The 25,359-nt window shown below is 55.9% G+C and carries 25 protein-coding genes and 1 pseudogene; 15 read left to right on the top strand and 11 right to left on the bottom strand.

Features of this window, described 5'->3' with window-relative positions; translation table 11 throughout:
* The first annotated feature begins 13 nt into the window (after positions 1-13).
* Complete coding sequence (locus N8E88_RS14565; RefSeq protein WP_262294289.1) at positions 14-847, top strand: tetratricopeptide repeat protein; 834 nt, start codon at positions 14-16, stop codon at positions 845-847.
* A 62-nt stretch (positions 848-909) separates the two neighbouring features.
* On the opposite strand, the gene N8E88_RS14570 is transcribed toward N8E88_RS14565, so the two are convergent.
* The 9 genes from N8E88_RS14570 to N8E88_RS14610 form a co-directional block, all read right to left on the bottom strand.
* The gene (locus tag N8E88_RS14570) at positions 910-1,938 is read right to left on the bottom strand and encodes a type II secretion system F family protein (RefSeq protein WP_262294290.1); all 1,029 of its coding nucleotides are present in this window, start codon (positions 1,936-1,938) and stop codon (positions 910-912) included.
* Between the two features lie 10 nt (positions 1,939-1,948).
* The gene (locus N8E88_RS14575) at positions 1,949-2,962 is read right to left on the bottom strand and encodes a type II secretion system F family protein (RefSeq protein ID WP_262294291.1); all 1,014 of its coding nucleotides are present in this window, start codon (positions 2,960-2,962) and stop codon (positions 1,949-1,951) included.
* 21 nt (positions 2,963-2,983) lie between these two features.
* Positions 2,984-4,468, bottom strand: coding sequence for a TadA family conjugal transfer-associated ATPase (locus N8E88_RS14580; RefSeq protein WP_262294292.1), 1,485 nt, complete (start codon positions 4,466-4,468; stop codon positions 2,984-2,986).
* Between the two features lie 9 nt (positions 4,469-4,477).
* On the bottom strand, positions 4,478-5,764 hold the full coding sequence (locus N8E88_RS14585) for a CpaE/TadZ family protein (protein WP_262294293.1): 1,287 nt from the start codon (positions 5,762-5,764) through the stop codon (positions 4,478-4,480).
* Positions 5,765-5,809: 45 nt separating this feature from the next.
* Positions 5,810-6,490, bottom strand: a complete 681-nt coding sequence (locus N8E88_RS14590) for a CpaD family pilus assembly protein (protein ID WP_262294294.1) — start codon at positions 6,488-6,490, stop codon at positions 5,810-5,812.
* A 14-nt stretch (positions 6,491-6,504) separates the two neighbouring features.
* Positions 6,505-8,064 (bottom strand): type II and III secretion system protein family protein, encoded by a 1,560-nt coding sequence (locus N8E88_RS14595; RefSeq protein WP_262294295.1) that lies wholly within the window; start codon positions 8,062-8,064, stop codon positions 6,505-6,507.
* A 4-nt stretch (positions 8,065-8,068) separates the two neighbouring features.
* Positions 8,069-8,863 carry a Flp pilus assembly protein CpaB gene (gene cpaB / locus N8E88_RS14600; protein WP_114428066.1) on the bottom strand — a complete coding sequence of 265 codons (795 nt, stop codon included), beginning with the start codon at positions 8,861-8,863 and terminating at the stop codon, positions 8,069-8,071.
* Positions 8,864-9,037: 174 nt separating this feature from the next.
* A complete protein-coding gene (locus N8E88_RS14605; RefSeq protein WP_262294296.1) occupies positions 9,038-9,562 on the bottom strand; it encodes an A24 family peptidase in 525 nt (174 codons plus the stop codon).
* Between the two features lie 39 nt (positions 9,563-9,601).
* Positions 9,602-9,802 carry a Flp family type IVb pilin gene (locus N8E88_RS14610; protein ID WP_262294297.1) on the bottom strand — a complete coding sequence of 67 codons (201 nt, stop codon included), beginning with the start codon at positions 9,800-9,802 and terminating at the stop codon, positions 9,602-9,604.
* Between the two features lie 318 nt (positions 9,803-10,120).
* Between N8E88_RS14610 and N8E88_RS14615 the strand changes: the two genes are divergently transcribed.
* The 11 genes from N8E88_RS14615 to N8E88_RS14665 all read left to right on the top strand — a co-directional run bounded on the left by N8E88_RS14615 (position 10,121) and on the right by N8E88_RS14665 (position 20,462).
* On the top strand, positions 10,121-10,564 hold the full coding sequence (locus N8E88_RS14615) for a pilus assembly protein N-terminal domain-containing protein (RefSeq protein ID WP_262294298.1): 444 nt from the start codon (positions 10,121-10,123) through the stop codon (positions 10,562-10,564).
* Positions 10,565-10,686: 122 nt separating this feature from the next.
* Positions 10,687-11,277, top strand: a complete 591-nt coding sequence (locus N8E88_RS14620) for a TadE/TadG family type IV pilus assembly protein (RefSeq protein ID WP_262294299.1) — start codon at positions 10,687-10,689, stop codon at positions 11,275-11,277.
* A gap of 48 nt (positions 11,278-11,325) precedes the next feature.
* Positions 11,326-11,943, top strand: a complete 618-nt coding sequence (locus N8E88_RS14625) for a TadE/TadG family type IV pilus assembly protein (RefSeq protein ID WP_262294300.1) — start codon at positions 11,326-11,328, stop codon at positions 11,941-11,943.
* 63 nt (positions 11,944-12,006) lie between these two features.
* On the top strand, positions 12,007-13,251 hold the full coding sequence (locus N8E88_RS14630; protein WP_262294301.1) for a phosphopentomutase: 1,245 nt from the start codon (positions 12,007-12,009) through the stop codon (positions 13,249-13,251).
* Positions 13,244-14,134, top strand: a complete 891-nt coding sequence (mutM, locus tag N8E88_RS14635; RefSeq protein ID WP_262294302.1) for a bifunctional DNA-formamidopyrimidine glycosylase/DNA-(apurinic or apyrimidinic site) lyase — start codon at positions 13,244-13,246, stop codon at positions 14,132-14,134. Before N8E88_RS14630 ends, mutM begins: the two co-directional genes overlap by 8 nt.
* Positions 14,135-14,150: 16 nt before the next feature.
* A complete protein-coding gene (locus N8E88_RS14640; protein ID WP_262294303.1) occupies positions 14,151-14,924 on the top strand; it encodes an enoyl-CoA hydratase in 774 nt (257 codons plus the stop codon).
* Between the two features lie 144 nt (positions 14,925-15,068).
* The gene (rpsT, locus tag N8E88_RS14645) at positions 15,069-15,335 is read left to right on the top strand and encodes a 30S ribosomal protein S20 (protein ID WP_112526460.1); all 267 of its coding nucleotides are present in this window, start codon (positions 15,069-15,071) and stop codon (positions 15,333-15,335) included.
* Positions 15,336-16,242: 907 nt separating this feature from the next.
* Positions 16,243-17,706, top strand: a complete 1,464-nt coding sequence (dnaA, locus tag N8E88_RS14650) for a chromosomal replication initiator protein DnaA (RefSeq protein ID WP_410010675.1) — start codon at positions 16,243-16,245, stop codon at positions 17,704-17,706.
* A 174-nt stretch (positions 17,707-17,880) separates the two neighbouring features.
* Complete coding sequence (dnaN, locus tag N8E88_RS14655; protein WP_262294304.1) at positions 17,881-18,999, top strand: DNA polymerase III subunit beta; 1,119 nt, start codon at positions 17,881-17,883, stop codon at positions 18,997-18,999.
* Positions 19,000-19,020: 21 nt separating this feature from the next.
* A complete protein-coding gene (gene recF / locus N8E88_RS14660) occupies positions 19,021-20,184 on the top strand; it encodes a DNA replication/repair protein RecF (protein WP_262294305.1) in 1,164 nt (387 codons plus the stop codon).
* Positions 20,185-20,198: 14 nt separating this feature from the next.
* Positions 20,199-20,462, top strand: a complete 264-nt coding sequence (locus N8E88_RS14665) for a hypothetical protein (RefSeq protein ID WP_262294306.1) — start codon at positions 20,199-20,201, stop codon at positions 20,460-20,462.
* Here N8E88_RS14665 and N8E88_RS14670 read toward each other — a convergent pair.
* On the bottom strand, positions 20,441-21,826 hold the full coding sequence (locus tag N8E88_RS14670; protein WP_262295482.1) for a DUF1254 domain-containing protein: 1,386 nt from the start codon (positions 21,824-21,826) through the stop codon (positions 20,441-20,443). The genes N8E88_RS14665 and N8E88_RS14670 overlap by 22 nt on opposite strands.
* A 262-nt stretch (positions 21,827-22,088) precedes the next feature.
* Here N8E88_RS14670 and N8E88_RS14675 point away from each other — a divergent pair.
* Positions 22,089-22,265: pseudogene (locus tag N8E88_RS14675) on the top strand (L-lactate permease); the annotation flags it as partial.
* A 187-nt stretch (positions 22,266-22,452) separates the two neighbouring features.
* Entirely contained in the window at positions 22,453-23,154 is a 702-nt protein-coding gene (locus N8E88_RS14680; RefSeq protein WP_262294307.1) for a glutathione S-transferase family protein, read from the top strand.
* Between the two features lie 167 nt (positions 23,155-23,321).
* On the opposite strand, the gene N8E88_RS14685 is transcribed toward N8E88_RS14680, so the two are convergent.
* Positions 23,322-23,591: an usg protein gene (locus N8E88_RS14685; RefSeq protein WP_114428520.1), complete on the bottom strand. Its 270-nt coding sequence runs from the start codon at positions 23,589-23,591 to the stop codon at positions 23,322-23,324.
* 105 nt (positions 23,592-23,696) lie between these two features.
* Between N8E88_RS14685 and groL the strand changes: the two genes are divergently transcribed.
* A complete protein-coding gene (gene groL / locus N8E88_RS14690) occupies positions 23,697-25,322 on the top strand; it encodes a chaperonin GroEL (protein ID WP_262294308.1) in 1,626 nt (541 codons plus the stop codon).
* Positions 25,323-25,359 lie beyond the last annotated feature (37 nt).

Here is a 25,359-nt window from a genome sequence, read left to right on the forward strand (position 1 = left end):
GATGGGGCAAACTATGACAAGCGTTGGCATTATTCAATGTAATCGCCGCTTCATTTATGCCGTTGCAATTGTTGCGTTGGCCTCCGGAATTTCCGGCTGCACGACCACCGACAAGACCACGACAGGATCGATCACTCCGGCCAATGGCACGCGGGACACGCTTCCCGCCGGCAATTTCGATCAGATGAACCAGGAACAGCTGATGCAGGCGTCGTCCAGCCTCGGCAAGCGCTACGAAGCAAATCCCAAAGACAGATCTGCGGCGCTGAATTTTTCCACTGTCTTGCGCATGACCGGTCGCAGCGACCAGGCTCTTGCCGTAATGCGAAGCCTGGCTATCGCCTATCCGAAAGATCGCCAGGTCCTCGCCGCCTATGGCAAAGCGCTCGCCAGCACGGGTGCGTTCGATGCGGCTCTCGACGCTCTGCGCCGCGCCCAGACGCCGGAATACCCGGATTGGAAACTGCTCTCGACCGAAGGTGCAATTCTCGATCAAATGGGTAAGACGGGCGAAGCTCGCGATCTTTACAGACAGGCACTGATCATCAATCCTGACGAAGCCTCGATCCTGTCCAACATGGGCATGTCCTACGTCCTCTCGGGTGAATTGGCCACTGCCGAACAGTATATGCGCCGGGCCGTGAGCGCTAAGGGATCTGACAGTCGCGTGCGGCAGAACCTTGCGCTTGTCGTTGGGCTACAGGGGCGTTTTGACGAGGCAGAGAATATCGCCAAACAGGAACTCTCGCCCCAACAGGCACAGACCAATGTGCAATATTTGCGATCGATGTTGTCGCAACAAAACTCATGGAACATGCTGAAAGACAAGAAAAAGCCCAAAAGTTGACTTGCCCCAAGCAGCAAAAGCCGCCCGTTGAGGCGGCTTTTTTCATGAGACGAACTGCGTTCTTAATTCTTCGATGTCGCCGGTCCGAAAATTCCGCCCTGCGCCTGAATCTGGATAACAGCTGGTCCAAGGATAACGCAGAATAAGACGGGTAGCAGAAACAGGATCATCGGAACCGTCAGCTTTGGCGGCAGTGCGGCCGCTTTCTTTTCGGCTGCCATCAGGCGCATTTCCCGGCTCTCATCAGAAAGAACGCGGAGAGCGCTACCTATCGATGTGCCATAGCGTTCAGACTGGACTAGCGCTTGCACGACCGATTTGACGGTTTCAAGCCCCGTGCGCGTTGCGAGATTATCGTAGGCCTGGCGCCTTTCAGGCAGAAATGACAATTCGGCATTGGTAAGCACCAGTTCCTCTGCCAGTTCTCCGGACTGTACACCAATTTCTTCTGATACTTTCTTGAACGCGGCCTCGATCGACATGCCTGATTCGACGCAGATCAGCATCAGATCAAGCGCATCGGGCCAAGCCATCTGAATCGACTGTTTGCGCTTGCTCGCGACATTTCTCACGTAGAGATTTGGCAGGTAAAAACCGACATACGCGCCTGCAAAGCATGCAGCGACCCGGATAAGGGTTGATTTCTCGGCCAGGCCGCCGAGAACGAAAATGTAGAATACGGCGAGACCCAGTGTTACGAAGGGCAGACCGAAACGTGCCGCGAGGAAAAGGTTCAGCGCGTTCTGTCCGCGAAAGCCGGCCATGCGCAAAGCGGCGAGCGTTTTTTCGTCGGCGAGTGCCCGTTGCAAATCCAGTTTTTCCACGAACTGGCGTATACCCTGCCGTTCCACTCTGCGCAGCGAAAGACCTGAATTTTTGCGTTTACTCTCGCTTTCAGAAGCCAGTCTGGCTCTTTCGCGGGATCTGATCTGGTCGCGTTCCAGCGCAACCGATTTCATCCGCGATTTGAGGCCTACCCCTGACAGCATTGGCATCAGAAACGTTACCAAGGTTGCGAAGATCGACACCCCGACCAGAATGGCGAACATAAATGCCGGGTCCTTAATGACTTTAGCAAAGGCGTCTACCATGCATCTCTCGCTAGAATTTGAAATTGATCATTTTTTTCATCACCATGATGCCGATCGACATCCAGGCACCGGCGCAAGCAAGAAGGAAATTGCCAGAACTGGTGTTGAAAAGAATCATGATGTATTGGGGACTTGTCAGGTATACGAGAAAGGCAACGATAAAGGGCAACGCACCGATGATATAGGCGGATGCCTTTGCTTCCATTGACAGCGCCTGCACTTTGGCCGCCATTTTCTTCCGGTCACGCAAGACACGGGACAGATTGCCCAAGGCTTCGGAGAGGTTACCGCCAGCCTGAGCCTGAATCTGAATGACGATGCCAAAGAAACTGGCTTCCGAGCAGGGCATGAATTCCGACATGCGCATTGCAGCTTCGGGGATGCTTACTCCGACCTGTTGCGTGTCGACTATGCGGCGGAACTCTCCGCGCACCGGTTCCTGGGCTTCCTGTGCGATGAGACGAATTCCATCGTTAAGCGGCAGGCCGGAGCGAATAGCGCGCACGATCACATCGATCGCGTTCGGAAATTCGTGCAGGAATGCCTTGATGCGTCTCTGGCGTCGAAAGTAGATAAACCAGCGCGGCAAGCCGAGTGCCCCCGCAAGAAACAGGCCTGGAGCAAGATAGATCGGTGATCCGAGCATTACTCCCAGTCCTGCAACGGCCGCTCCAGTGATAAACGAATACATATAGAACCGTGGCAATGTTACTTTCATACCCGCCTGCTGCATAAGCATTTTCAACGGGGGAGACTTGATATTCTTGTCGCGCAGCTTCTGGCGCTGCTCAAGGTCCTTCAACGTATCGTGAACCGACTTGCGGCGTTTGACCGCCTCGGCCTGCTTGTCGCGAATCGTGAATTTGCCAAGGCTGTCAGTTGCGGCGAGCTTGACCTCATTCAGTCTCTCGTCGGCCTTTTTCTGCCATGCAATAGAATCAAAAAAGAAAACATAGGTCAAAGCGGCGACGGCGAGCACAACCAGCAGGATGAAACCAAGCTGCGCGAGATCAAGCCCGAACATCTGTGTGCTCCGATCCCACCATCATGGTTTCGCCGTTTCCATGGAATCGAGTGCATTGGCGAGGCGCCGGTCTTCATTGTAGTAGCGCGCCCGCTCCCACATGTGCGGGCGGGCGATGCCTGTCGAGACATGTCTTCCTGTGAGACGACCGTTGGCGTCTTCGCCGGTGATTTCGTAGACGACAAGGTCCTGCGTTATAACAACCTCGCCTTCCATGCCGATCACTTCGGTAATATGGGTAATCCGCCGCGAACCGTCCCGAAGCCGCGCAGCCTGAATAATAATGTCGACCGAACCCACGATGATTTCGCGCACCGTCTTTTGCGGCAAGGCGAAGCCGCCCATGGCAATCATGGATTCCATACGGCTAAGACATTCCCTCGGGCTGTTCGAGTGGATCGTGCCCATGGAACCATCGTGGCCGGTATTCATGGCAGAAAGCAGATCGAAGACTTCAGGTCCGCGCACTTCGCCGACGATGATCCGCTCGGGACGCATACGAAGGCAGTTCTTGACGAGATCGCGCATGGTGATCTCACCCTCACCTTCAAGGTTCGCCGGCCTTGTTTCAAGCCGCACTACATGCGGCTGCTGAAGCTGAAGTTCCGCTGAATCTTCGCAAGTGATGATGCGCTCGTCCTTGTCGATATAATTGGTCAGGCAGTTCAAAAGCGTCGTCTTGCCAGAGCCGGTACCCCCGGAGATGACGATATTGCAACGGACGCGGCCAATGATTTGCAAAAGCTCGGCACCGGCGGGAGAAATGGCGCCGAAACGGACGAGTTGGTCCAGCGTCAGCTTGTCCTTCTTGAATTTACGAATAGTCAGGACCGGTCCGTCGATCGCAAGCGGCGGTGCGATAACGTTGACACGCGAGCCATCGGGCAGACGTGCGTCGCAGATGGGACTGGACTCGTCGACTCGCCTTCCTACCTGGCTGACTATACGCTGGCAGATGTTGAGGAGCTGCTGGTTGTCGCGGAAACGGACGCCGGATTCCTGCACCTTGCCCAGCACTTCGATATAGGTCTTGCGAGCGCCATTGACCATGATGTCGGCGATGTCATCGCGCGCCAGTAAAGGCTCCAGTGGGCCATAGCCTAAGACGTCATTACAGATATCGTCGAGCAGCTCTTCCTGCTCCGAGATCGACATGGCGAAATTCTTGATCGCGATGATGTCGTTGACAATATCCCGGATTTCTTCGCGCGCCACTTCCGGGTCGAGCTTCGACAATTGCGCAAGATCGATTGTGTCGATCAGTGCGGCGAAAACCTGCGACTTCGTATCGTAATAAGCCTCGTTTTTTTCGCGAAGCGGCGCGACTGGCTTCGGCGTCTCGATGGGAGAACGCTTGGGCTCCAATATATCCCGCGGAAGGCCTGCGGTCGCGGTCACCCCTCCCCCGAGAAGAGGCAGTGCCGTCTCCAGGGCCGGCGCCCGAAACTCCTGAACCTGGCTTCCACCGGCCCCGCCTGATTGGGGATTACCGCGTTTACCAAACATGATTTCTCTTTACTGTTTCTTGCGCTTCAACCGGGAAAGGACCGCCGACAATCCTGGTTTCTTCTTGGGTTTCAGTGTCATGCGGCCAGTCAGGATATGCGCGATCTCGTTAATGCTTTGAACAATGGGATTGGCACCATCCGTTTCCGCCAACATCCGGCCATTGTTCGCTGCACTGCCAAACAGCGCGGGCTCGAAGGGGATAGTGGCGAGCGGCAGAATTCCGAGCGGACTGCAGAAATCGAGCGGCGCAATTTCAGGGCGTTTGGGCACGCCGACCTGGTTGAGGATCAGTCTTGGCGGGGCATCATTGGGGCGAAGTTGCTTCAGGGTATCAAGCAGGTTTTTTGTATTGCGCAGATTCGCCAATTCTGGTGATGCAACGATAACGACTTCATCGGCCCGGGCCAGCGTTGTGCGTGTCCAGCCGTTCCATGTGTGCGGAACGTCGAGAACGACGTGAGGAACGGATCTTTGCGCAACGTCGATCAAATGCGCAAAGGAATCGTCGCGGAAATCAAAAACGCGATCAAGCGTTGACGGTGCCGCAAGCAGCGAGAGATGTTCTGCGCATTGTGCCAATAGACGATCGAGATAGACATCATCGATGCGTTCTGGCGAAAAGACCGCCTCGGCAATCCCCTGCGCGGGATCTTGATCGAAGTTGATGTTCGCCGTGCCATAAGGCAGATCCATATCGGCAATGACCACCTCGTTCTTGAAGAGTGACGAGATGGCCCAGGCGATGTTGTGCGCCATTGTGGAGGCGCCGACACCACCCTTCGCACCGATAAAGGCAATCGAGTGACCAAGCGGCTTTGCTTCCGGGTCGACGAATAGACCGCCGATGACGCCGACAATCTCCGACAGATCGATCGGGGCAACCATATATTCCGATATGCCGTTGCGGATCAGTTCGCGGTAGAGCCAGACATCATTGAAATGTCCGATGATAACAACCTTTGTCGACGGATCGCACACCTCCGATAGAGCCGCGAGATTTTGCAGCATGTCGCGTGGTGCAGCCGACGTCTCAAGTAGAATGAGATTGGGCGTCGGCACAGTCTGAAACAATTCAACGGCCGTATCTACCCCGCCCATATGGACCTGAACGTGCGTTTTGGCCATGCGACGGTCTTCGCTGGCACGAGTTACCTGCTTCGCGACGCCATCGCTTTCGCAAAATGCCTGAATGGAAATGCGGGGGATCGGCCGGTGCGCATGCAAGCTTATACCCGGTGATCGTTCGCCACCATCTCCAGGCCGGTTTTCTGTTTCGAGGGCCACTTGACTCATTTTAGCATTCCGCTTTTCAAAGAGAATTGGTTGCTCAAGACCAGCTTAGTACTCAACTTCCTGTGCCGTGATTGGCTCGGGTGTAGGCGCATTTCTGTAGTCATCGATCACGACAATTCGCCGTTCAGCATCGATCGGAGACGTTGCGCGCGGTCCGAGCAAATCGGCCGGGTTGGCGAGTTGTGCCGCGAAATTGCTCTGATTGGCACAACCAAAATTGGAGTAGTGCCTGTTTTGAGCCGTATCGAGGATATCCTTGGGCCATTGGCCGCATGTATTGGTCGATGCAGTCATCGCCGAATAGGAAAGGCGAATAGGAGCGGATTCTTCCGGACCAGCCTGGTAGCGTTCGCTGGAGATGTTAAACGGCTTCACACCATTTTTTCGCAGGGTTGCGGCAACGTCGCCCCGTAGCTTCGCCGCGGCACGTTCATTGGGCGAACCGTCGGGAATGAGAATGTGAATGACGCCGGACCCGTTTGACCGGTAATTGGCTGCGGCATGCTCGATGATGCTGCGCTGGGTGATGGACAGCTTGGTATCGGCGTGGCCGACCGGTATATCGGCGACCTGCTCTTTTTCCGAAATAACGATCGGATGATTGGTGCGGTAATCGTCCGGAATGCCTCCTGTCACATCGCGTTGCTGGGCGCAGCCTGCAAGCAGCGTTACAGCCAGCAAGGCCAGGACCGGCTTCATGCGGAGTTTCTCGTTCGCGTTCGACATGATCCGTTCCTCGTTCATTTGTAAATGTACCCGACAGTGCCCTCGTACTGGCCTGCAGGCAGGCTGGCTTCCTTGGTGCCGTAGATACGGTTGACCTTGCCGAGGAAGATACCCGCAGCATCACTGGCAGGATTAAGATTGTCGTCAGGACGAGCGAGTGCTGTGCGAGCGACCGGACGGACGAGGTAAGGTGTGATGATGACCACGAGTTCGCTCTCATTCCTGATGAAATCTCGGCTGCGGAACAATGTGCCGAGGACCGGAATTTTCGCGAGGCCGGGAAAACCCGAAATTGTCTGGCGCACGTCGTCGCGCAGCAACCCTGCAATCATCATTGATCCGCCCGACGGCAATTCAACCGTCGTGTCTGCAAGGCGCTTGCGAATGGAAAGAATGTTGGATCCCTGGTTTGCTCCGTCTGGAACGGTAATAGACCCCTCAATGGTCGGTTCCGAAACAGACGTCCTCACCTTCAGGCTGATGCGCCCTGGCGAAAGAACAACTGGAGTAAATTCCAGCCCGATACCATATTCGATCGTCCTATGGGTGCGTTCGACTATGCCAGTGTCGGTCACCTCTTGGCCGGAGAAAATATTATACTCGCCACCAACTTTGAATGTAGCTTTCTCGCCGGAGATAGCCGTCAAGGACGGCTCTGCGAGCGTTTTCATCACTCCAGCTATTTCCATCGCGTTAAGATAGGCGGCGACCGATGTATTACCGATCGTGCCGCCAATACTTCCGCCGGACTGGCTCAAGGGTTGGCCCAAGGCAGCGACGTTTTGAGACAAGCCAGAAAAACTGATTCCGTTACCTATACCGTTCACAACCAGATTGACGCCGAGCTGCTTCATCACTGTCCGGCTGACTTCGGCGACAGTCACCTTGAGCGTGACCTGATCCTCGCCGGCGATTTGAATCAGGTTAACAATCTTGCTTGTCTGTCGCGTCTCGTCCGGGTTGTTGATCGCTACATCGGAACCGCCACCGCCATTGCTGCCGCCTTGGCCTGATGCGGTTAGCGCGTATTGTCCTGTCGTCGCCTCGCCGCCTGAAACGAGCAATGTGGCAAGATCGGTTGCGCGTTTCGCATCGAGGGGCGTCTGCACCGAACCCGTGAGAATGACGTTGTCATTCATCAGTTCGACTTTGATGTTCGAATCCGGAATGTATTTTTTCAAAGCGTCTTCAAGGCCGGCGACGTCACGTTCGATTACAAGATCGAAGCTTGCCAACTGCTCACCATTGGGTCCAAAAACGAAAATATTCGTTTGCCCGACCTGTTTGCCGAAGAGATAGATACGGCGTGCCGTGCGGGTTACCGCGTCGGCCACGGTGGGATTTGCCACGAGAATGTCGTAGGCATCCACCGGGAGGTCGACGACCAGTGACTTGTTCAGGCCGAGATTGATCCGCTTGTTCATACCCTGGCCCTGGTTGAGCCTTACAACATTGCTTTCGGCACTCGCCGTACTTTGTATTGCAGGAACCGCGAGAGCGCAGCCAACGGCGACAGCCATCGCCATCCATGGACGCCGGAAACCGTATTTGATCATCTTTGTCTCGCTTCCCATTTTATTATTTCCGCCCCAGGATTTCGGTCACGGTCCCGGACTTGATCAACTTGACGTTGCCTGCCCTGCCGGGTGAGTTGACGAGATATTCGGCGCCGGGTCCCGTCTGTTCCTGCGCGTCCTGTACGGAGCGCAGAACCAGCGACAGGCGAGCAGCCATCTGCTGGGCGACTGTCAGAATTTCGGCTTGTTCCGGCGTGAGTTCGAGCGTAGCGGTGGAACCAACCTTGGTCTTCTCACCTTTTTCGTCCTCCTGAATTGTCTGGTCGATCGCCAACACGCGAATGTTGCTCAGAATGGTTTCAGTCGCGTACTGCTTCTGCTCGCCCTCCATCTGCCGGATCATGATCACATCGACATAGTCATCTGGCAGGATAAACCCGCCAGCGCTGGTCTCGGCTGCAATCTGCGTCGCAACGGCGCGCATGCCTGCCGGGAGCTGCGCGGACATGAAGCTCTGGCCTTTGCCGATCAATTTGGCTTCTCGGATCGGCTCTCCGGGGAAAATCTGCAGACGGACTGTTGAACCTTTCAGTTCTTCTTCTGCATTGGGCCGTTCGGAACGCTTGATGTATCCGTCGGCGACGGCCTCCTCCGGCCATTGCTGCCAACGCATCTGCCCCTGCACTTCGACCCCGACGCCGAGATTTTCGGTGGCGACCAGAATGTCCTGCAACTTGATCTGAGGGCCGGCTTCGGCGACAACCGTCACATTGGGCTTCATATGCATGGCGATGTAGCCAGCCGCACCCGCAGCAGCGACCGCTACGACCAATATGACAAGACGCGCTTTTTGCATTGATGTGCCCCACTAGACTTTCGTCTTAGATACTTTGGTCGCACATTGACGTGTTAATCGTGTAATTAAGGTTAACGTTTTGCTTAAAAGTATGATTAACAGCGCTTAACGTTTACTATTTATGCTGCTGCTTGCCCGGAAGTTGCACTTCGGGATCAAATTTTCAAACCTTGTTCAACTATGAGCAAGGCGATCGATAACCCACAGGCCAAGCGGTGACGACGGAAAGGTCAGTAGTCCGGCCAATCCGAGCGTTATTCCATAGGGCACGCCTTCGCCTTTTTGCGCGAGACGACGCATGAACTCAAATCGCTCCGTATAGACTCGTGCAACAAACGAGCCGCGGTAGTGCAGGATTAACATCGTCAACAGTCCGCCAAACAGCGATAGCGTTATCAGGTACTGCACCAATTCCAGATTCCAGCCCAACCAGAGCGCCGTGGAGGCCATGAGCTTGGCGTCCCCGCCGCCCATCGTTCCGGTGGCAAACAAGACAAAAGTGGCTGCAAGCACCGTCACTGCGGCAAGAAAGTGCATTCCATAGACGTCCCAGGCCATGCCGGTTAAAGGCGCAATGACCATGAAGGATACCATCAGAATGAGTGGAACCCTATTCTGTATCGTCATGGACAACAGATCCGATGTGGCTGCAAACACCATGGCAAACGGAAATATGACGAGTATAGCTGCTTCAACCATGTTCAGGTTCCGTCGAAAAAGTTTGCGATTGCTGGCGGGTCATCTGTCGGCCGCTTCCGTCACATCTTCAGCGAGACTCGTATATAAATCCTTCAACGATGTGCCGAGCGTACCCGCACCGACGAGAATGCCTATGCTGATGATCGAGGCGATCAATGTGTATTCGATAGCTGTCGCGGCAGATCTATCACGCAGGAACCCGGCGAAGACGTCGAAGATAATCTTTACAGGTCGTCTCATCTCGAACTCACGCTCGTGCCTCTAGCGTCACTGAATACTCCTGGAAACTAGATATTGCTCATTGCATTCGGCTTAAGAAATACCGTTACGAAAATGTAAACTAGCATGAAACCTTAAATCACGTCTTCAGAAGGTGAAAATTACCGATCTGATTTGTTATAAATTCTAAATATACTTTAACCGCCCTGCTGAAGTTGGTCGGCAAAGAGGCGGCGGAGTGGCTATCTCGCATATACTTTAACCAAGTATTTGCAGATTTAAGCTTTCCTTCACCAATACCCGCCATGGTTAACCTGACAATTTTCGAAGGGCTATCCTATGGTTCACGTCAGAAACCGAAGCATCCGTTCCTATGCCCTCACAACCGTGTTGACCCTGGCTGCCGTTTGGTCGGTTGCCCCGGCAACGCAGGCCGACACCGGCATTCACATCGTGATGAACCAGGCAAGGATCCTCAAGCTTGCCCGTCCAGCCGATACGGTGGTCGTCGGAGATCCGGAAATCGCCGATGCGGTCGTCAAGGATTCGCGTACGGTCGTGCTGACAGGCAAGGGTTTTGGTATCACCAATATTGTCATCATCGATGCGGACGGCGCCGCTATCGTCGATGACCAGGTCATGGTCAGCCGCAGCGTCGCCAATACGACGCGCGTTTATCGCCGGGCCTATGTCCAGACGCTTTCGTGCACGCCCTATTGCGAAACGGCACAGAAAACCGAGGCTGAGAAAGCATCAGACTCGCAAATTGGCGGCGCTAACTGAACCCGCACGGGAATAGGGTTGAGAAATAGTAAAACCATTGGCAGCAATTTGCCGTTGTCCCCAAACGAGATTCTAATATCTGATGTGTAAGAGTTCCTTCGGGCTAATTGCGCGGGGAAACTATGTTCGGGAAAATTCATAAACTCTTTGGCCTTCGACACACCGCCGAGGCAACTGATGAGCCGAAGGGCGTGCGCGGCTCTACCGCGGCGCGGTTCTTCGCCAACAAGCGCGGCACGGTCGCAATCGAATTCGCGCTCATAGCGTTGCCCTTCTTCCTGCTGGTCTTCGCAATTATCGAAGTGAGCCTGAGTTTTACAGCCCAGCAGGTGATGGCAAACACAACGGATGACATTGCACGCCAGTTGCGCACCGGTGAGATCAAGACCCTCAATCTGGCCCAGCTGAAGCAAAAGGTTTGCGCGGGGCTGCTGATGCCGGCGGCGAACTGTCCCGACCTGTTTGTGGATTTGCGCACTTACACCACCTTCGCCCTCGTTCCCAAAACCATCCCGCTCAAGGCAACAGGCGACGTCGATTCAACCGGATTCACGAGCGCACCGGGCGGGGCCGGTACAATCAACCAGCTGCGAGTCTTTTATCGCTGGCCGATTTTTACCGATCTTATGAAACCTCGCATCGCCAACATCGACGGAACAGGCAAGATACTGCTTTTCTCGACCGCAACGTGGAAAAACGAGCCCTATCTCTGAACCGGCACCGTCAAACGAGCATCCCTTTGCATTCTGAAAGTGTGACGCATGGAAGCCTACAACAAAAGAAAAAAGACCGCAGCCGAGTTGCTGAACCGGATGCGGAACTTTCTCCGTGATCGGCGCGGTGTCGCGGCGCTGGAATTCGCCCTGATCGCGCCTGTCATGATCGCTCTCTATATGGGCAGCGTGGAGGCAACTGCGGGACTGGATCTCAACAAAAATCTTGGCCGCGCCACCAGCATGGTCGCGGATCTGGTTACCCAGCAACAAACCATCACCAAGGCGAGTATCAAGGATATCATGGATATCGGAACGGCGACGCTCCTGCCCTATGTGCGCGACACGCCGCAGATCACCATCACCGCCATCGACATATCGGCCGCCAGCGTCGCGACAGTTGCGTGGTCAAGGCGGAAGGTTAATCTCACTTACACAAAACCGTACGTAACCGGAAGTGCAGTCGCTCTTGATGCAAATCTGCTAATCCCGAGTACGTCGGTGATCAGGGTCGAGATGTCGATAGCCTATGTGCCGCTCATGGCCTTCTACATGAAGAATGTGGTGACGACAGCAACCGGTACTTCGGCTGTCGGAATAACCATGCCCAAGACCTCATACGGGCGCGTTCGGCAGGGCGCATCGGTCACCTGTTCCGACTGCTAGAGCAGACATTTGTCATTGCGCAAAGTTTCACTTATCTGTGGGGCGTAACCTACGGAGTAAGGCATGTCCCGCGCTTTCCTTTTTGTACTCGATTCCTTTGGTATCGGCGGCGCGCCGGATGCCAAGGAGTTCGGGGATGAAGGCTCAAATACATTCGGTCATATTGTCGAAGCCTGCGCAGCCGGCACTGGCGATCGGGCCGGACTGCGTTCCGGTCCACTCCACCTGCCGAACCTGAAGGCGCTCGGTCTCTTCCACGCCGCCCATCTCGCATCAGATCTTCCGCTCCCTCCGGAGCCGCTCGTTCCGTCGGGACTATGGGGTGCAGCGGAAGAAGTATCCAAAGGCAAGGACACGCCGTCCGGCCATTGGGAGATTGCCGGCGTGCCCGTTACTTTTAACTGGGGCTATTTCCCGCAGCAAATCCCGACCTTCCCCGACAGTCTCGTGGCCGATGCCATGGGCCGTGCACACATTCCCGGCATCCTCGGCAACAAACACGCGTCCGGCACGGATATCATCGATGAATATGGCGAGGAGCATATCCGCACCGGCAAGCCTATATTCTACACGTCGACCGATTCCGTCATCCAGATTGCCGCGCATGAGGTGCATTTCGGTCTGGACCGGCTCTATGAACTCTGCGCGGTTCTTCGCGAGCTTGTCGATCCGCTCGATATTGGCCGCGTCATCGCAAGGCCCTTTATCGGAGAAACCCGGGAAACCTTCACGCGGACCGGCAATCGCCGCGATTATTCTGTCCCGCCGCCGGAGCCGACATTGCTCGACCGGCTGACCGACGCGGGCCGTATGGTAATCGCCATCGGCAAGATTGGCGATATTTATGCGCATCGCGGCGTTGGCCAGGTGCGTAAGGCCAATGGCAATATGGCGCTCTTCGATGAAACGCTCGTCGCTATGGACGACGCACAGGACGGCGATCTGGTCTTCACCAATTTCGTCGATTTCGACATGCTCTATGGCCATAGACGCGATGTGCCCGGGTACGCGGCAGCGCTGGAAGCTTTCGACCGGCGGCTGCCGGAGGCATTGGCCAAACTGCGCCCAGGCGATCTTATGGTTCTCACTGCAGATCATGGCTGCGACCCGACCTATAAGGGAACTGATCATACGCGCGAACGTGTGCCTGTCCTCTGTTACGGTCCCGACCTTCCCCACGCCTCATTCGGTATTCGCCCGACCTTTGCTGATATCGGAGAAACGGTCGCCGCCCATCTCGGTATCGCGCCGGGCTTGCATGGCAGGAGCTTCCTGAAGGGAACCGGAGACATCGCTCCAAATGCCTGAGCTACCAGAAGTTGAGACTGTCAAACGCGGCTTGCAACCGGTCATGGAGGGTTCGACAATCCTTGCCGTCGACCAAAATCGTCCCGATCTGCGCTTTCCGTTCCCTGAACACTTTGCCAAGCGGCTGACGGGTCGTCATATCGAGGCGCTCGAACGCCGCGCCAAATATCTGATTGCCCACCTCGATAACGGTCTTGGCCTGATCAGCCATCTGGGCATGTCCGGCTCCTACCGCATTGAACAGGAGGACGGCAGCGATATGCCCGGTGGCTTTCATCATGACCGCTCGAAAAGCGTGGCACACGATCATGTCGTACTGCATCTGGACACGAAAGACGGCAAGCGCCGCATCATCTATAACGACCCGCGACGCTTCGGTTTCATGCTGTTCTTCGAACCTGGCAAGCTCAATGCGCATCCGCTGATCAAGGATCTCGGCACTGAACCGACGGGTAACAGTCTGGACGGTTCTCTTCTGGCGAAGTTGTTTGCAAACAAGTCCGCTCCATTGAAAGCGGCGCTCCTCGATCAGAAGCTCATCGCCGGTCTCGGCAACATATATGTATGCGAAGCGCTATGGCGAGCTGAACTTTCGCCATCGCGTATGGCCGGCAGCATATCAGGCAAGAACGGCACAGCCACGGACATGTCCAGACGTCTTGCCACTTCGATTCGCTCTGTCATCGGCGACGCGATCAAGGCGGGTGGATCGAGCCTCAAGGATTATCGGCAAGCCGACGGCGCTCTCGGCTACTTCCAGCACTCCTTTTCGGTCTATGACCGCGAAGGTCAGCCTTGCCCGCGCAAGGGCTGCCATGGCACGGTGACACGCATAGTTCAGAGCGGACGTTCAACGTTTTACTGTCCCGTCTGTCAGCATTGATTTGGAGGAAGTTCGGATGGCCTACGAAAACATCATCGTCGAGACACACGACAAGGTCGGTTTGATCCGACTCAATCGTCCAAAAGCACTCAATGCATTGAACTCGGCATTATTGGCTGAGCTTGCCGAAGCGCTTGAGGCTTTTGACAAGGACACTAGCATCGGCGCCATCGTGCTTACCGGCTCGGAAAAGGCCTTTGCGGCGGGGGCTGATATCAAGGAGATGCAAACACTGGAGTTCGCCGATGCCTATCTTGGCGACTATTTCAGCGAATGGGAGCGGGTGACGCGGTTGCGCAAGCCACTGATCGCTGCTGTTTCCGGCTATGCGCTTGGCGGCGGCTGCGAGCTCGCCATGATGTGCGACTTCATTATTGCCGCCGATAGCGCAAAATTCGGCCAGCCGGAAATCACCCTCGGCGTCATGCCAGGCATGGGTGGTTCGCAGCGGCTCACCCGTTTTATTGGCAAGTCCAAATCCATGGACATGTGCCTGACCGGGCGCATGATGGATGCCACAGAGGCGGAGCGCAGCGGATTGGTCTCGCGTGTTGTGCCTGCCAGTGAGTTGATCGACGAAGCCATGAAGGCCGCCGGGAAAATCGCATCTTTCTCCCTGCCCGTCGTCATGATGACCAAGGAAACCATCAACCGTGCCTATGAAACGACGCTCGCAGAAGGCTTGAGGTTCGAACGGCGCGTGTTCCATTCCATGTTCGCGCTCGAGGATCAGCGCGAGGGAATGAATGCATTTGCGGAAAAGCGCGCGCCGGGTTTCAAAAACCGGTAAGAGCAAAATCGCGTAGATTCCTCGTTGACGCAAAAGCAAACGTCATCTATAAGCCCGACAACGTTCGGTGGCCTCTTGGCCGCCCTATTATTTTGTGACGGCCGCTTTAACGCTGCCGATTAGCTGACAGAAAAGAGAGGCAACATGGCCAACACTCCTTCGGCCAAAAAAGCGGCGCGCAAGATCGAAGCCCGCACCGAAGTCAACAAGTCCCGCCGCTCCCGCGTGCGCACCTTCCTCCGCAAGTTCGAAGATGCGGTGGCAAGCGGTGATCAGGCAGCCGCTTCCATCGCCTTCAAGGCGGTTGAACCGGAAGTGATGCGCGCTGCATCGAAGGGTGTCTTTCACAAGAATACCGCTTCACGCAAAGTGTCCCGTCTGTCGGCTCGCCTGAAGAGCATGTCGGCCTGATCGCACCCCTCATTTTTATATATGAAGACCCGGCTGCTCGTTAGCCGGGTTTTTTGTTTTGGGCGATTCTGTGGGAATAAATTCGTTTCCCGAGGAAAAGATCGTGGCTTATCAAAACCATGACATATGTTGGTCACAAACTTGCTAGGACAAAAAGCGTCAACCATCAATTTGCCTTTGTTTTCAATGGTTTATGGTAGGTAGTCGTTATAGCGCGAAGTAGGCGGGGAGAATCTCCCGCCTCAGCCTCTGTCAAGCGATAATTTAATATTTTTTTTTGCCAACAGGAGTCCGCACTGCAACAAAATGTAGAGCCCAAAAAAGGCTTTGAATCCGAACGATTTTTCCTCTTTGTCTCAAAGACCGTTAAAAAAAATGCAAAATCGTTAACCTTTAATTCATCAAAAAACCCTTGGGGCACACTTGCCCTTCCTGCAAAGGTTTTTGTAAGGTCCAGACATCGAAGGGGTGGGCAAAAACCCATTTAACAGGCTTAGTAAATGTAGGGTCGGGCGCAGATTTTATCGTTTGCGTGACGGGTAGATTTTGTCAGTACTCAAGTCTTGCGATTTGAGTTGTTTCAAAAAATGAGCGAGTCGACGACGCTGGCGAGAGCCGGGCGTAAGTCTTACTGCGCCTAAACTGAGAGAGGGATGCGAACGTGGTAGTTATAAATATTCTGGACGAGATTTATTCAGTCCGGCACTGCGTTATCGCCAAGACCTCTACCCTTTAGCTTCTAGACTGTTCGGGCTGACCACTGGGGCGGTTGGCCGGAATTCATTTTGCAAAAATACGGGCGTGACCCGAACGACAATATCAGGATGAGGCGATGACAATGACCAGCGGAATAATGGAGAACGGCTCAAAGGCAGCCATGGTCCCGCTCCATATGGAAGGGGATAATATGGACACGGCCGGCAGCCAGGGGGAGCTGATTTTTGAGCGCGTCAAGCTTAAGCTGAAAGCGAAACTCGGAAGCGAGGTTTATTCAAGCTGGTTTGGCCGCCTGAAACTGGATGAAACGTCCAAGAGCATCGTTCGCCTGTCGGTTCCGACTGCCTTTCTGCGTTCGTGGATCAACAATCATTACTGCGACATGATCACTGCCCTCTGGCGTGAAGAAGATGAGCAGACGCTCAAGGTCGAGATCGTTTTCCGCAGCGCCAGCCGCGCTACCCGCCCGGCTTGCGATACGGAAGCCACGATGCGCGCTGACAGCCGTGCCCTCACACGCGAAAAGCCCGTTTTTCCGGTCGGCAACACCACGCAGGACAAGAAAGCACCAACGCATTTTGTCGACCGCGCCCAGAATGCCGTCTTCGGTTCGCCGCTCGACCCGCGGTATACATTCGACACCTTTGTCGATGGCACGCCCAACCGCGTTGCGCTTGCTGCTGCGCGCACGATTGCTGACGCAGGCGCCAGTGCTATCCGGTTCAATCCGCTGTTCATTCACGCCTCTGTCGGTCTCGGCAAGACGCATCTCTTGCAAGCAATTGCCGCCGAAGCGTTGAAGCGTCCGGAACGTGCCCGTGTCGTGTATCTCACCGCCGAATATTTCATGTGGCGCTTTGCAACCGCCATCCGCGACAACAACGCATTGTCGTTCAAGGAACAGCTCCGCGACATCGATCTGCTGATCATCGACGACATGCAGTTTCTGCAAGGCAAGTCGATCCAGCACGAGTTCTGCCATCTGATCAATACGCTGCTTGACAGTGCCAAGCAGGTCGTGGTCGCCGCCGACCGTCCGCCGTCCGAGCTTGAATCGCTGGATCCGCGCGTTCGTTCGCGTCTTCAGGGCGGTGTAGCGCTTGAAATGATCTCGCCGGACTATGCGATGCGTCTCGAAATCCTGAAGCGCCGTCTTGTCGCGGCCCAAATGGAAGACCATTCGCTCGACATCTCGCCGGAGATTCTTGACCACGTTGCCCAGTCCGTCACCGGCAGCGGCCGTGAACTCGAAGGTGCGTTCAATCAGCTCCTCTTCCGCCAGACATTCGAGCCCAACCTCTCGGTTGATCGCGTTGATGAACTTCTGAGCCATCTGATGCGCGGTGGCGAAGCCAAGCGTATCCGCATCGAGGAGATCCAGCGGATCGTTGCCCGGCATTACAACGTGTCAAAGCAGGACCTTCTATCGAACCGGCGCACGCGCACGATCGTCAAACCCCGTCAAATCGCTATGTATCTCGCCAAGACACTGACACCGCGCTCGCTGCCGGAAATTGGCCGCCGCTTTGGTGGTCGCGATCACACCACGGTTCTTCATGCGGTTCGCAAGATCGAAGATATCGTCGGCAAGGACCAGAAATTGTCGCAAGAGCTGGAGCTGCTCAAGCGTTTGATCAACGACCAGGCTCAATAGTTTATCAACAGAAAGCCTGCGGTATGGCACACTGTTGCCAGCCGCAGACTTGCTTTTTGCGGTAAATATCTGCCAATTTGCCTGACCTTGGGAAAATTGCGTTTCCCTCACCAGAAAAGTGCGGCAAACCCGCGGTGCTTTGGCTGGAATTGAAGTCAGCGAGACCGGTTTATCATGCGTGTAACTCTTGAACGTTCCAATCTTCTGAAATCGCTCAACCATGTGCATCGTGTGGTCGAACGACGTAACACAATTCCGATCCTGTCGAATGTTCTTTTGAACGCCGATGGCGCAAGCCTCGCCCTCAAGGCCACCGACCTCGATCTCGAAGTGACGGAAGCGACGGCGGCGCAGGTAGACCAGGCTGGCGCGACGACAGTTCCAGCGCACCTTCTTTACGATATCGTCCGCAAGCTGCCGGATGGCGCGGAAGTCCTGCTTGCAACCAACACCGACGGTAACTCCATGGCCGTGACCTCGGGCCGGTCGAGTTTCCGCCTGCAGTGTCTGCCGCAATCGGATTTTCCCGAGCTCACAGCCGGTTCCTTCACCCACACGTTCCGTATGCCTTCAACCGCACTGAAAGGCCTGATCGACCGGACACAATTCGCCATTTCCACCGAAGAGACACGTTATTACCTCAACGGTATCTATTTGCATGCGATCGAGAGCGAGGGTGCGCTAAAGCTGCGGGCAGTTGCGACCGACGGCCACCGTCTTGCTCGCGCCGAGCTGGAAGCCCCGTCAGGTGCTGAAGGCATGCCCGGCATCATCATTCCGCGCAAGACTGTCGCTGAACTGCAAAAGCTTGTCGATGATCCGGATATCGTCGTGACGGTCGAACTCTCGGAGACCAAAATCCGCTTCACGATTGGCTCGGTCGTCCTCACCTCAAAGTTGATCGACGGCACCTTCCCCGATTATCAGCGCGTCATTCCCTCCGGAAATGACAAGAAACTGTCAATCGACCGCCAAAGCTTTGCGTCCGCCGTCGATCGCGTTTCGACGATTTCGAGCGAGCGCGGCCGGGCAGTCAAATTGACTATCGCGGATGGCCAGTTGACTCTCACCGTCAACAATCCTGATTCCGGCAGTGCCACGGACGAGCTTTCCGCGGACTACGACTCAGATCCGATCGAGATCGGCTTCAATGCCAAGTATTTGCTCGATATTACGGCCCAGTTGACGGGATCAGAGGCGATTTTCATGCTGGCCGATGCAGGTTCGCCGACGCTGGTGCGCGATACGGGCGATGAAAATGCGCTTTATGTGCTCATGCCAATGCGGGTTTGACGACATTAGCGTCAAACTCACATGACCGATGATCCGAATACGGATGCGGGCAAGCCGGCCCGCGTTTCGATCAGCCGGCTGAAGCTCGCCAATTTCCGCAATTATGAAAACCTGTCGCTGCGGCTGGCGCCGTCGCATGTGGTGCTGACCGGCGAGAACGGTGCGGGCAAGACCAATTTGCTCGAGGCGATTTCGTTCCTGTCGCCAGGCCGGGGTCTGCGCCGCGCAACCTATACCGACGTTACCCGCAACGATGCGGCCGACGGCTTTGCCATTCACGCCGCCATCGAAACCGCCGAGGGCACTGTCGAAATCGGCACGGGTCTTGCAGGCAATGCGCCCGGGGACAATGCGCGGCGCGTCCGCATCAATGGCGTAACGGCGGCTGGCGCCGACGAGCTCCTGGAATACTCCCGCATCCTCTGGCTGGTTCCAGCCATGGACGGGTTGTTCACAGGCCCGGCCGCTGATCGTCGCCGCTTCCTTGACCGTATGGTCCTCGCCATAGACCCGGCGCACGGCAGGCGCGTCCTCGACTACGAGAAAGCAATGCGCAGCCGTAACCGCCTGCTTACGGAAGAGCGCGGCAACGATGCCTGGCTCGATGCGATCGAGACGCCGATGGCCGAACTGGGCATCGCCATTGCTGCGGCGCGAGCCGAGCTCATGCGCCTGATCAATGGCATGATCGAGCGCTTGCCCGACAACACCCCCTTCCCCAAGGCGGATTGCCTGCTCGAAGGCGAACTCGAGCAGCGTATCGGTATCGAAGCGGCAACCGATGTCGAAGAAACGTTCCGCCGCGCCTTGCATGACGGACGCACCCGTGATCGTGCCGCGGGGCGCGCGCTCGATGGCCCGCATCGCACCGATCTGCTCGTCCGCCATCGGCCAAAAGCGATGCCGGCTGAACTCTGTTCCACCGGCGAGCAGAAGGCCTTGCTCATCGGTCTCATTCTCTCCCACGCGCGGTTGACGGGCGAACTATCTGGTATGGCGCCAATCCTGCTTCTGGACGAGATCGCCGCGCATCTGGATGAGGGCCGAAGGGCGGCGTTATTTGACATCATAGAGGAACTTGGCGGCCAAGCTTTCATGACTGGCACGGACAAGGCGCTGTTTAGAAGCCTCGAAGGACGAGCTCGGTTCTTCGACGTTTCGCATGGTGCGGTGCAACAGCGCTAGGTTGTAAATAGAGGATGCCTCCGCCGAACACCGCGAGCCCGACGCTCATGACCGCCGGTGACCTGACAGCCACCGGTGCGACCACCAGCGCCACGTTGGCACAAGACGGATACCACGCACGCGAATTCGTCGATCATGCGCGGTCCCGGACGCGCGAAGGAGCGCAGTTCGTTCAGGATCGCCGGCCAGAGACCGGTGATATCATGAAAAATGCGCCGGGCGTAACTCATGCCAGCCTATCGGCAGAACCTTCGCGCTATTGCGCAATGACCTGTTGAAGCGCCGGAACCATCACCACCGGAGGCGGATTCCATTTCCCTGTCAGCGCGTCCCTTTCCGGCCCATAGAGCCGCATGGTCAGGTTGAACGGTCCTGCGGGTGCAGGTAGCCAGTTGGCCTCTTTATCCTTGCCAGGGCTTTTTTCCTGGAAGTGGATATCAAGCGAACCATCGGCATTGTACTCAAACGGCATCCAACTGCTTACGGCGAACCGATTGATGCTGTTGGCAACTTGAAAACCCTGAGAATCATAGAGCGTAATCGACCAGAACGCCTTGACTGGCGGCAGCGACGCCTTGTCGAAATGAATTGTGTAATTGTTCGCTCCATTCAGCGGGCTGCCCTTTTCGTCGCCGAGATTGAGGGGGTAGATGGCGTCATCAGGAAGGTTCGCGCCAAGCCCCACCTGGGCCACGATTGCACGCTTCAGATAGTAATTACCGTAGACACCCATCGTGTCGGTATTCATCGACCAATTGTTCGCGACCCGGGCCAGAGTCGCCATCTTCCATTGCATCATTTTGTTCGCTTCCGCCGGCACACCTTCGAGCGCCTTGGCGACGGCGGGATCGACCTTGGTAATGTCAAAGCTCTGACCGGGCTCTATGCCGATCCGTCTCATCTGGGCGATGATGGGCTGATCGGTCAGGTGGGGCGGATTGATTTTCAGGATCTCTGCGGCTCGCGCGAAAAATTCACCGGCCGACATTCCGTCCACAGTGGCCTTCGGCGATGTCTTCATGTCAACTGCCGGGTCGATCGTGACTTTGACCGGCTCGGGCGTTTTGCCCCATTGCGACAGCGGCGTTACCTTGTAGCCCGCCTGTATCTTGTGGACCGCATCATAGTCCGGTGGGCCGTCGGTCTTGGTGCGCCCGATTATCCAGACGAAGGGTGTCGGCGCATCTATACGCTGCGTTCCCTCGGGTAGTCCTCCGCCCTCCCACTTTGGCGGAACGATAGCAAAATCGGCTTTGGCGGTGCCTGTCGTCCGCCAGCCGGGTGAGGCAAAGACGTCCGACCACATGTCGAGCATCGGCAGCAGGTAAAACCGCCCGTTCGTGTCCGGAACCGAAACGATCATCGGCTCCTTGGTCATGTCCAGCCAGGCGACTGAATAAAGCGTATCGAAATTGACGCGAACGACATCGCGCATGTCAGCCGTCGGGAACTCGGGCACGTTGGTGAATTCATTGGCCGGTCCGCGGCCCATCATCTTGCCGGCCTCGATATTGGTGGCCTGTTTGCGGGTGACGTCCATCGTCACCAGCGGATAAAAATACACATAGGCATCCAGGCCTATGGAATGCGCTTCCTGCTCGGTAATGGCATCGGCGGCGCTATAATGCACAGTCGACACCATGAACAAGATCGCACAGGTGATAAGTGCGAACAGTTTTGCCTTCATGATTGTACTCCCCGTTTAAAAGGCCATTTCTGCTTGATCGGCTGGCGAGTGCGAGCAGCTTGGATTTCAATTGTTCATGGGCTGCAGGCAAAGGCGATCAGCTGGCACCGGGCAGCTTTCAATATGTTGGCGGCGCGCACTGAAGTCAGCGGATGTTTTGTCCGGCAAGCATTGTCCGGCGGCATACAAGGAAACAAGTACGTTACTGTAACACTGCAAGATGATCGACGCACAGTCTATCGTCGTCGCCTCGACGGCTACGAACTGGTACGGCCACGAAGGCACGATCCTGCGTTTCGTCTTCAAACATTCGATCATATTGGCGTGCCTTGTAGGTGTTCTCGTGATGCTGCAGGCCTATGTCTTCCCATGGATGATCGTGACGGCTCCATGACGTAAGCAGCATCTCTTGCAACTGGCCCGGCATCCACGCCGGGCCACTTTTTGCAGTGCAATAGAACAAGCGCTCATCGCCATGCTAACCTTCTCACACAGAATCAGACCGCCCAGCATCATGATGTGCCAGCCCATCCGGGGGAGATCGTCATTGTGTGAGCGGCCTCTAAGTACAGGAGTACCTCATGCCTGATTTATCTGCCTTCCCCATCGCCAAACGATGGCCGGCACAACATCCCGACCGCTTGCAGCTCTACTCCTTCCCGACACCAAACGGTGTCAAGGTTTCGATTGCGCTCGAGGAAATTGGACTTCCGTACGAAGCGCATGCAGTGGACATCGGCAAGAACGAGAGCTGGACGCCAGAATTTCTGTCGTTGAACCCGAACGGCAAGATCCCGGCGATCGTCGATCCCAACGGACCAGGCGGCAAGCCGCTGGGGCTGTTCGAGTCCGGCGCCATTCTGCTTTATCTTGCCGAGAAGACCGGCAAGCTCATAGCTGCGGATCCCGCTCTACGGTATGAGACCATCCAGTGGGTGTTCTTCCAGATGGCGGCGATCGGACCGATGTTCGGCCAGGTCGGCTTTTTCCATAAATTCGCCGGCCGCGACTATGAGGACAAGCGACCGCTTGAGCGCTACCGGGACGAGTCGAAGCGGCTGCTCGGCGTCCTCGAAACGCGTCTCGATGGACGCGACTGGATCATGGGTGACTACAGTATCGCAGACGTTTCGATGCTCGGCTGGGTTCGCAATCTCGTCGGCTTCTATGGCGCACGCGATATCGTAGAATTCGACAGCCTTAAACGCGTGCCCGCATGGCTGGAGCGCGGTCTCGCGCGGCCGGCGGTACAGCGCGGCCTCGATATTCCCAAGCGGCTATAAAGAGCACGGCCGATCAAAGGTTTTCGGAGCGCGAACGAAAATTCGTCGTGGGGTGGCGAAAATGGTGGATTTCGAGCACCGAAGCGCAGCGTACGTTTGGGACGTGAGCATCGGAGCGCAGAAAAAACGCCATTTGCAGTCCTCAATGGCGAATTTTCGTTTGGGTCTCAGTGGATAGAGATAATCCCGTCCACCGCCCGCCACTCCCGCGGTTCTATGAGCCGCTGGTGAACGATGCGAATTGAATGGAGTGGCCCCTCGAGGTCCTTTTGCCAGAAATCAAGAAAGCCTTTCAATTCCGGGAAGTTCGGCGCAAGATCGTATTCTTGCCATATGTAAAGCTGAAGAAATTTGGGGTGGTCGGGAAGACGATAGTGTATTTCAGCCGTCGTCAGCCCGTAGCCTTTCAACTGAAGTTCGAATGCTCTGCCACTCATGATATCATCCTTATGGATCAACTCATGCATTGCAGTGAATCTTGCCAGATTCTGTATTGCTTTCAAGGGGAAAATAAAGCCCCACGAACCAGGGAGTGAACGACGATGGCTGCAAAAGAAGTCAAATTCGGCTCTGAGGCTCGCGATCGAATGCTGCACGGCGTCGACATCCTCGCCAATGCCGTCAAGGTTACACTAGGCCCCAAGGGCCGCAACGTCGTCATAGAGAAGTCCTATGGCGCGCCACGCATCACCAAAGACGGCGTAACGGTCGCCAAGGAAATCGAACTAGAGGACAAATTCGAGAATATGGGTGCGCAGATGTTGCGCGAGGTCGCATCGAGAACCAGCGATGTTGCCGGGGACGGTACGACGACAGCGACAGTGCTCGCCCAGGCGATCGTCCGTGAGGGCGCCAAGGCCGAAGCGGCCGGCATGAATCCGATGGATTTGAAGCGCGGCATCGACCTTGCAGTTGTTGCAATTGTCGAGGAACTGAAGCGCAACGCCCGCAAGATTTCAAACAATTCAGAAATCGCCCAGGTCGGCACGATTTCTGCCAATGGTGACACGGAGATCGGACAATATCTGGCCGATGCCATGGGGAAAGTCGGGCATGAAGGCGTCATCACCGTCGAGGAAGCCAAGACGGCCGATACCGAACTCGAAATCGTCGAGGGCATGCAGTTCGACCGCGGTTACCTCTCCCCATACTTCGTCACCAATCAGGAGAAAATGCGGGTTGATTTTGAGGATCCCTATATCCTCATCCACGAAAAAAAGCTCTCCAATCTCCAGGCTATGCTGCCTATCCTTGAAGCGGTCATGCAATCCGGCAGATCACTGCTCATCATAGCCGAAGATATCGAGGGCGAAGCTCTGGCAACCCTCATCGTCAACAAGTTGCGCGGTGGTCTGAAGGTCGCCGCCGTCAAGGCTCCGGGATTTGGTGACCGCCGCAAGGCCATGCTTGAGGACATCGCAATTCTCACGGGAGGAACGGCGATCAGTGAGGATTTGGGGATCAAGCTTGAAGGCGTGACACTTGAAATGTTGGGCAGCACCAAAAAGGTTGTAATCGATAAAGAAACCACGACGATTGTCGGTGGTGCTGGCGCGAAGCCGGAGATCGAAGGGCGCGTCGCCCAGATCAAGGCTCAGATCGAGGACACGACATCCGACTATGACCGCGAGAAACTGCAGGAGCGTCTGGCAAAACTTGCCGGAGGTGTCGCGATTATTCGCGTAGGCGGTTCGACTGAAGTCGAAGTGAGAGAGAGGAAAGATCGCGTTGATGACGCCCTGCATGCGACGCGAGCAGCGGTCGAGGAGGGCGTTCTTCCAGGTGGCGGAGTAGCACTCTTGCGTGCAGCCAAGGCACTTGACGGGCTACAGGCTGCAAATGCCGATCAGCGTGTTGGTATCGAGATCGTACGTCGTGCCACCGAGACACCGGTTCGCCAGATCGCCGAGAATGCGGGTGCTGAGGGATCGCTCATCGTTGGCAAGCTTCGCGAGAATGCCAACTTCTCCTTTGGCTGGAATGCCCAGACTGGGGAATACGGCAATCTCTTCGACATGGGCGTCATCGACCCTGTCAAGGTGGTGCGGAGCGCGCTGCAGGGTGCCGCGTCCGTCGCCGGCCTGCTGGTGACGACCGAGGCTATGATCGCCGAACGCCCGAAGAAAGAGGCGGTGCCATTACCACCAAGCGCAGCCATGGACTACTGAGTTCGAGAAGCCGGTCCCAACAGCCTGCTCATTGATC

This window comes from Phyllobacterium zundukense, from assembly GCF_025452195.1.
GTDB lineage: Bacteria > Pseudomonadota > Alphaproteobacteria > Rhizobiales > Rhizobiaceae > Phyllobacterium > Phyllobacterium zundukense_A.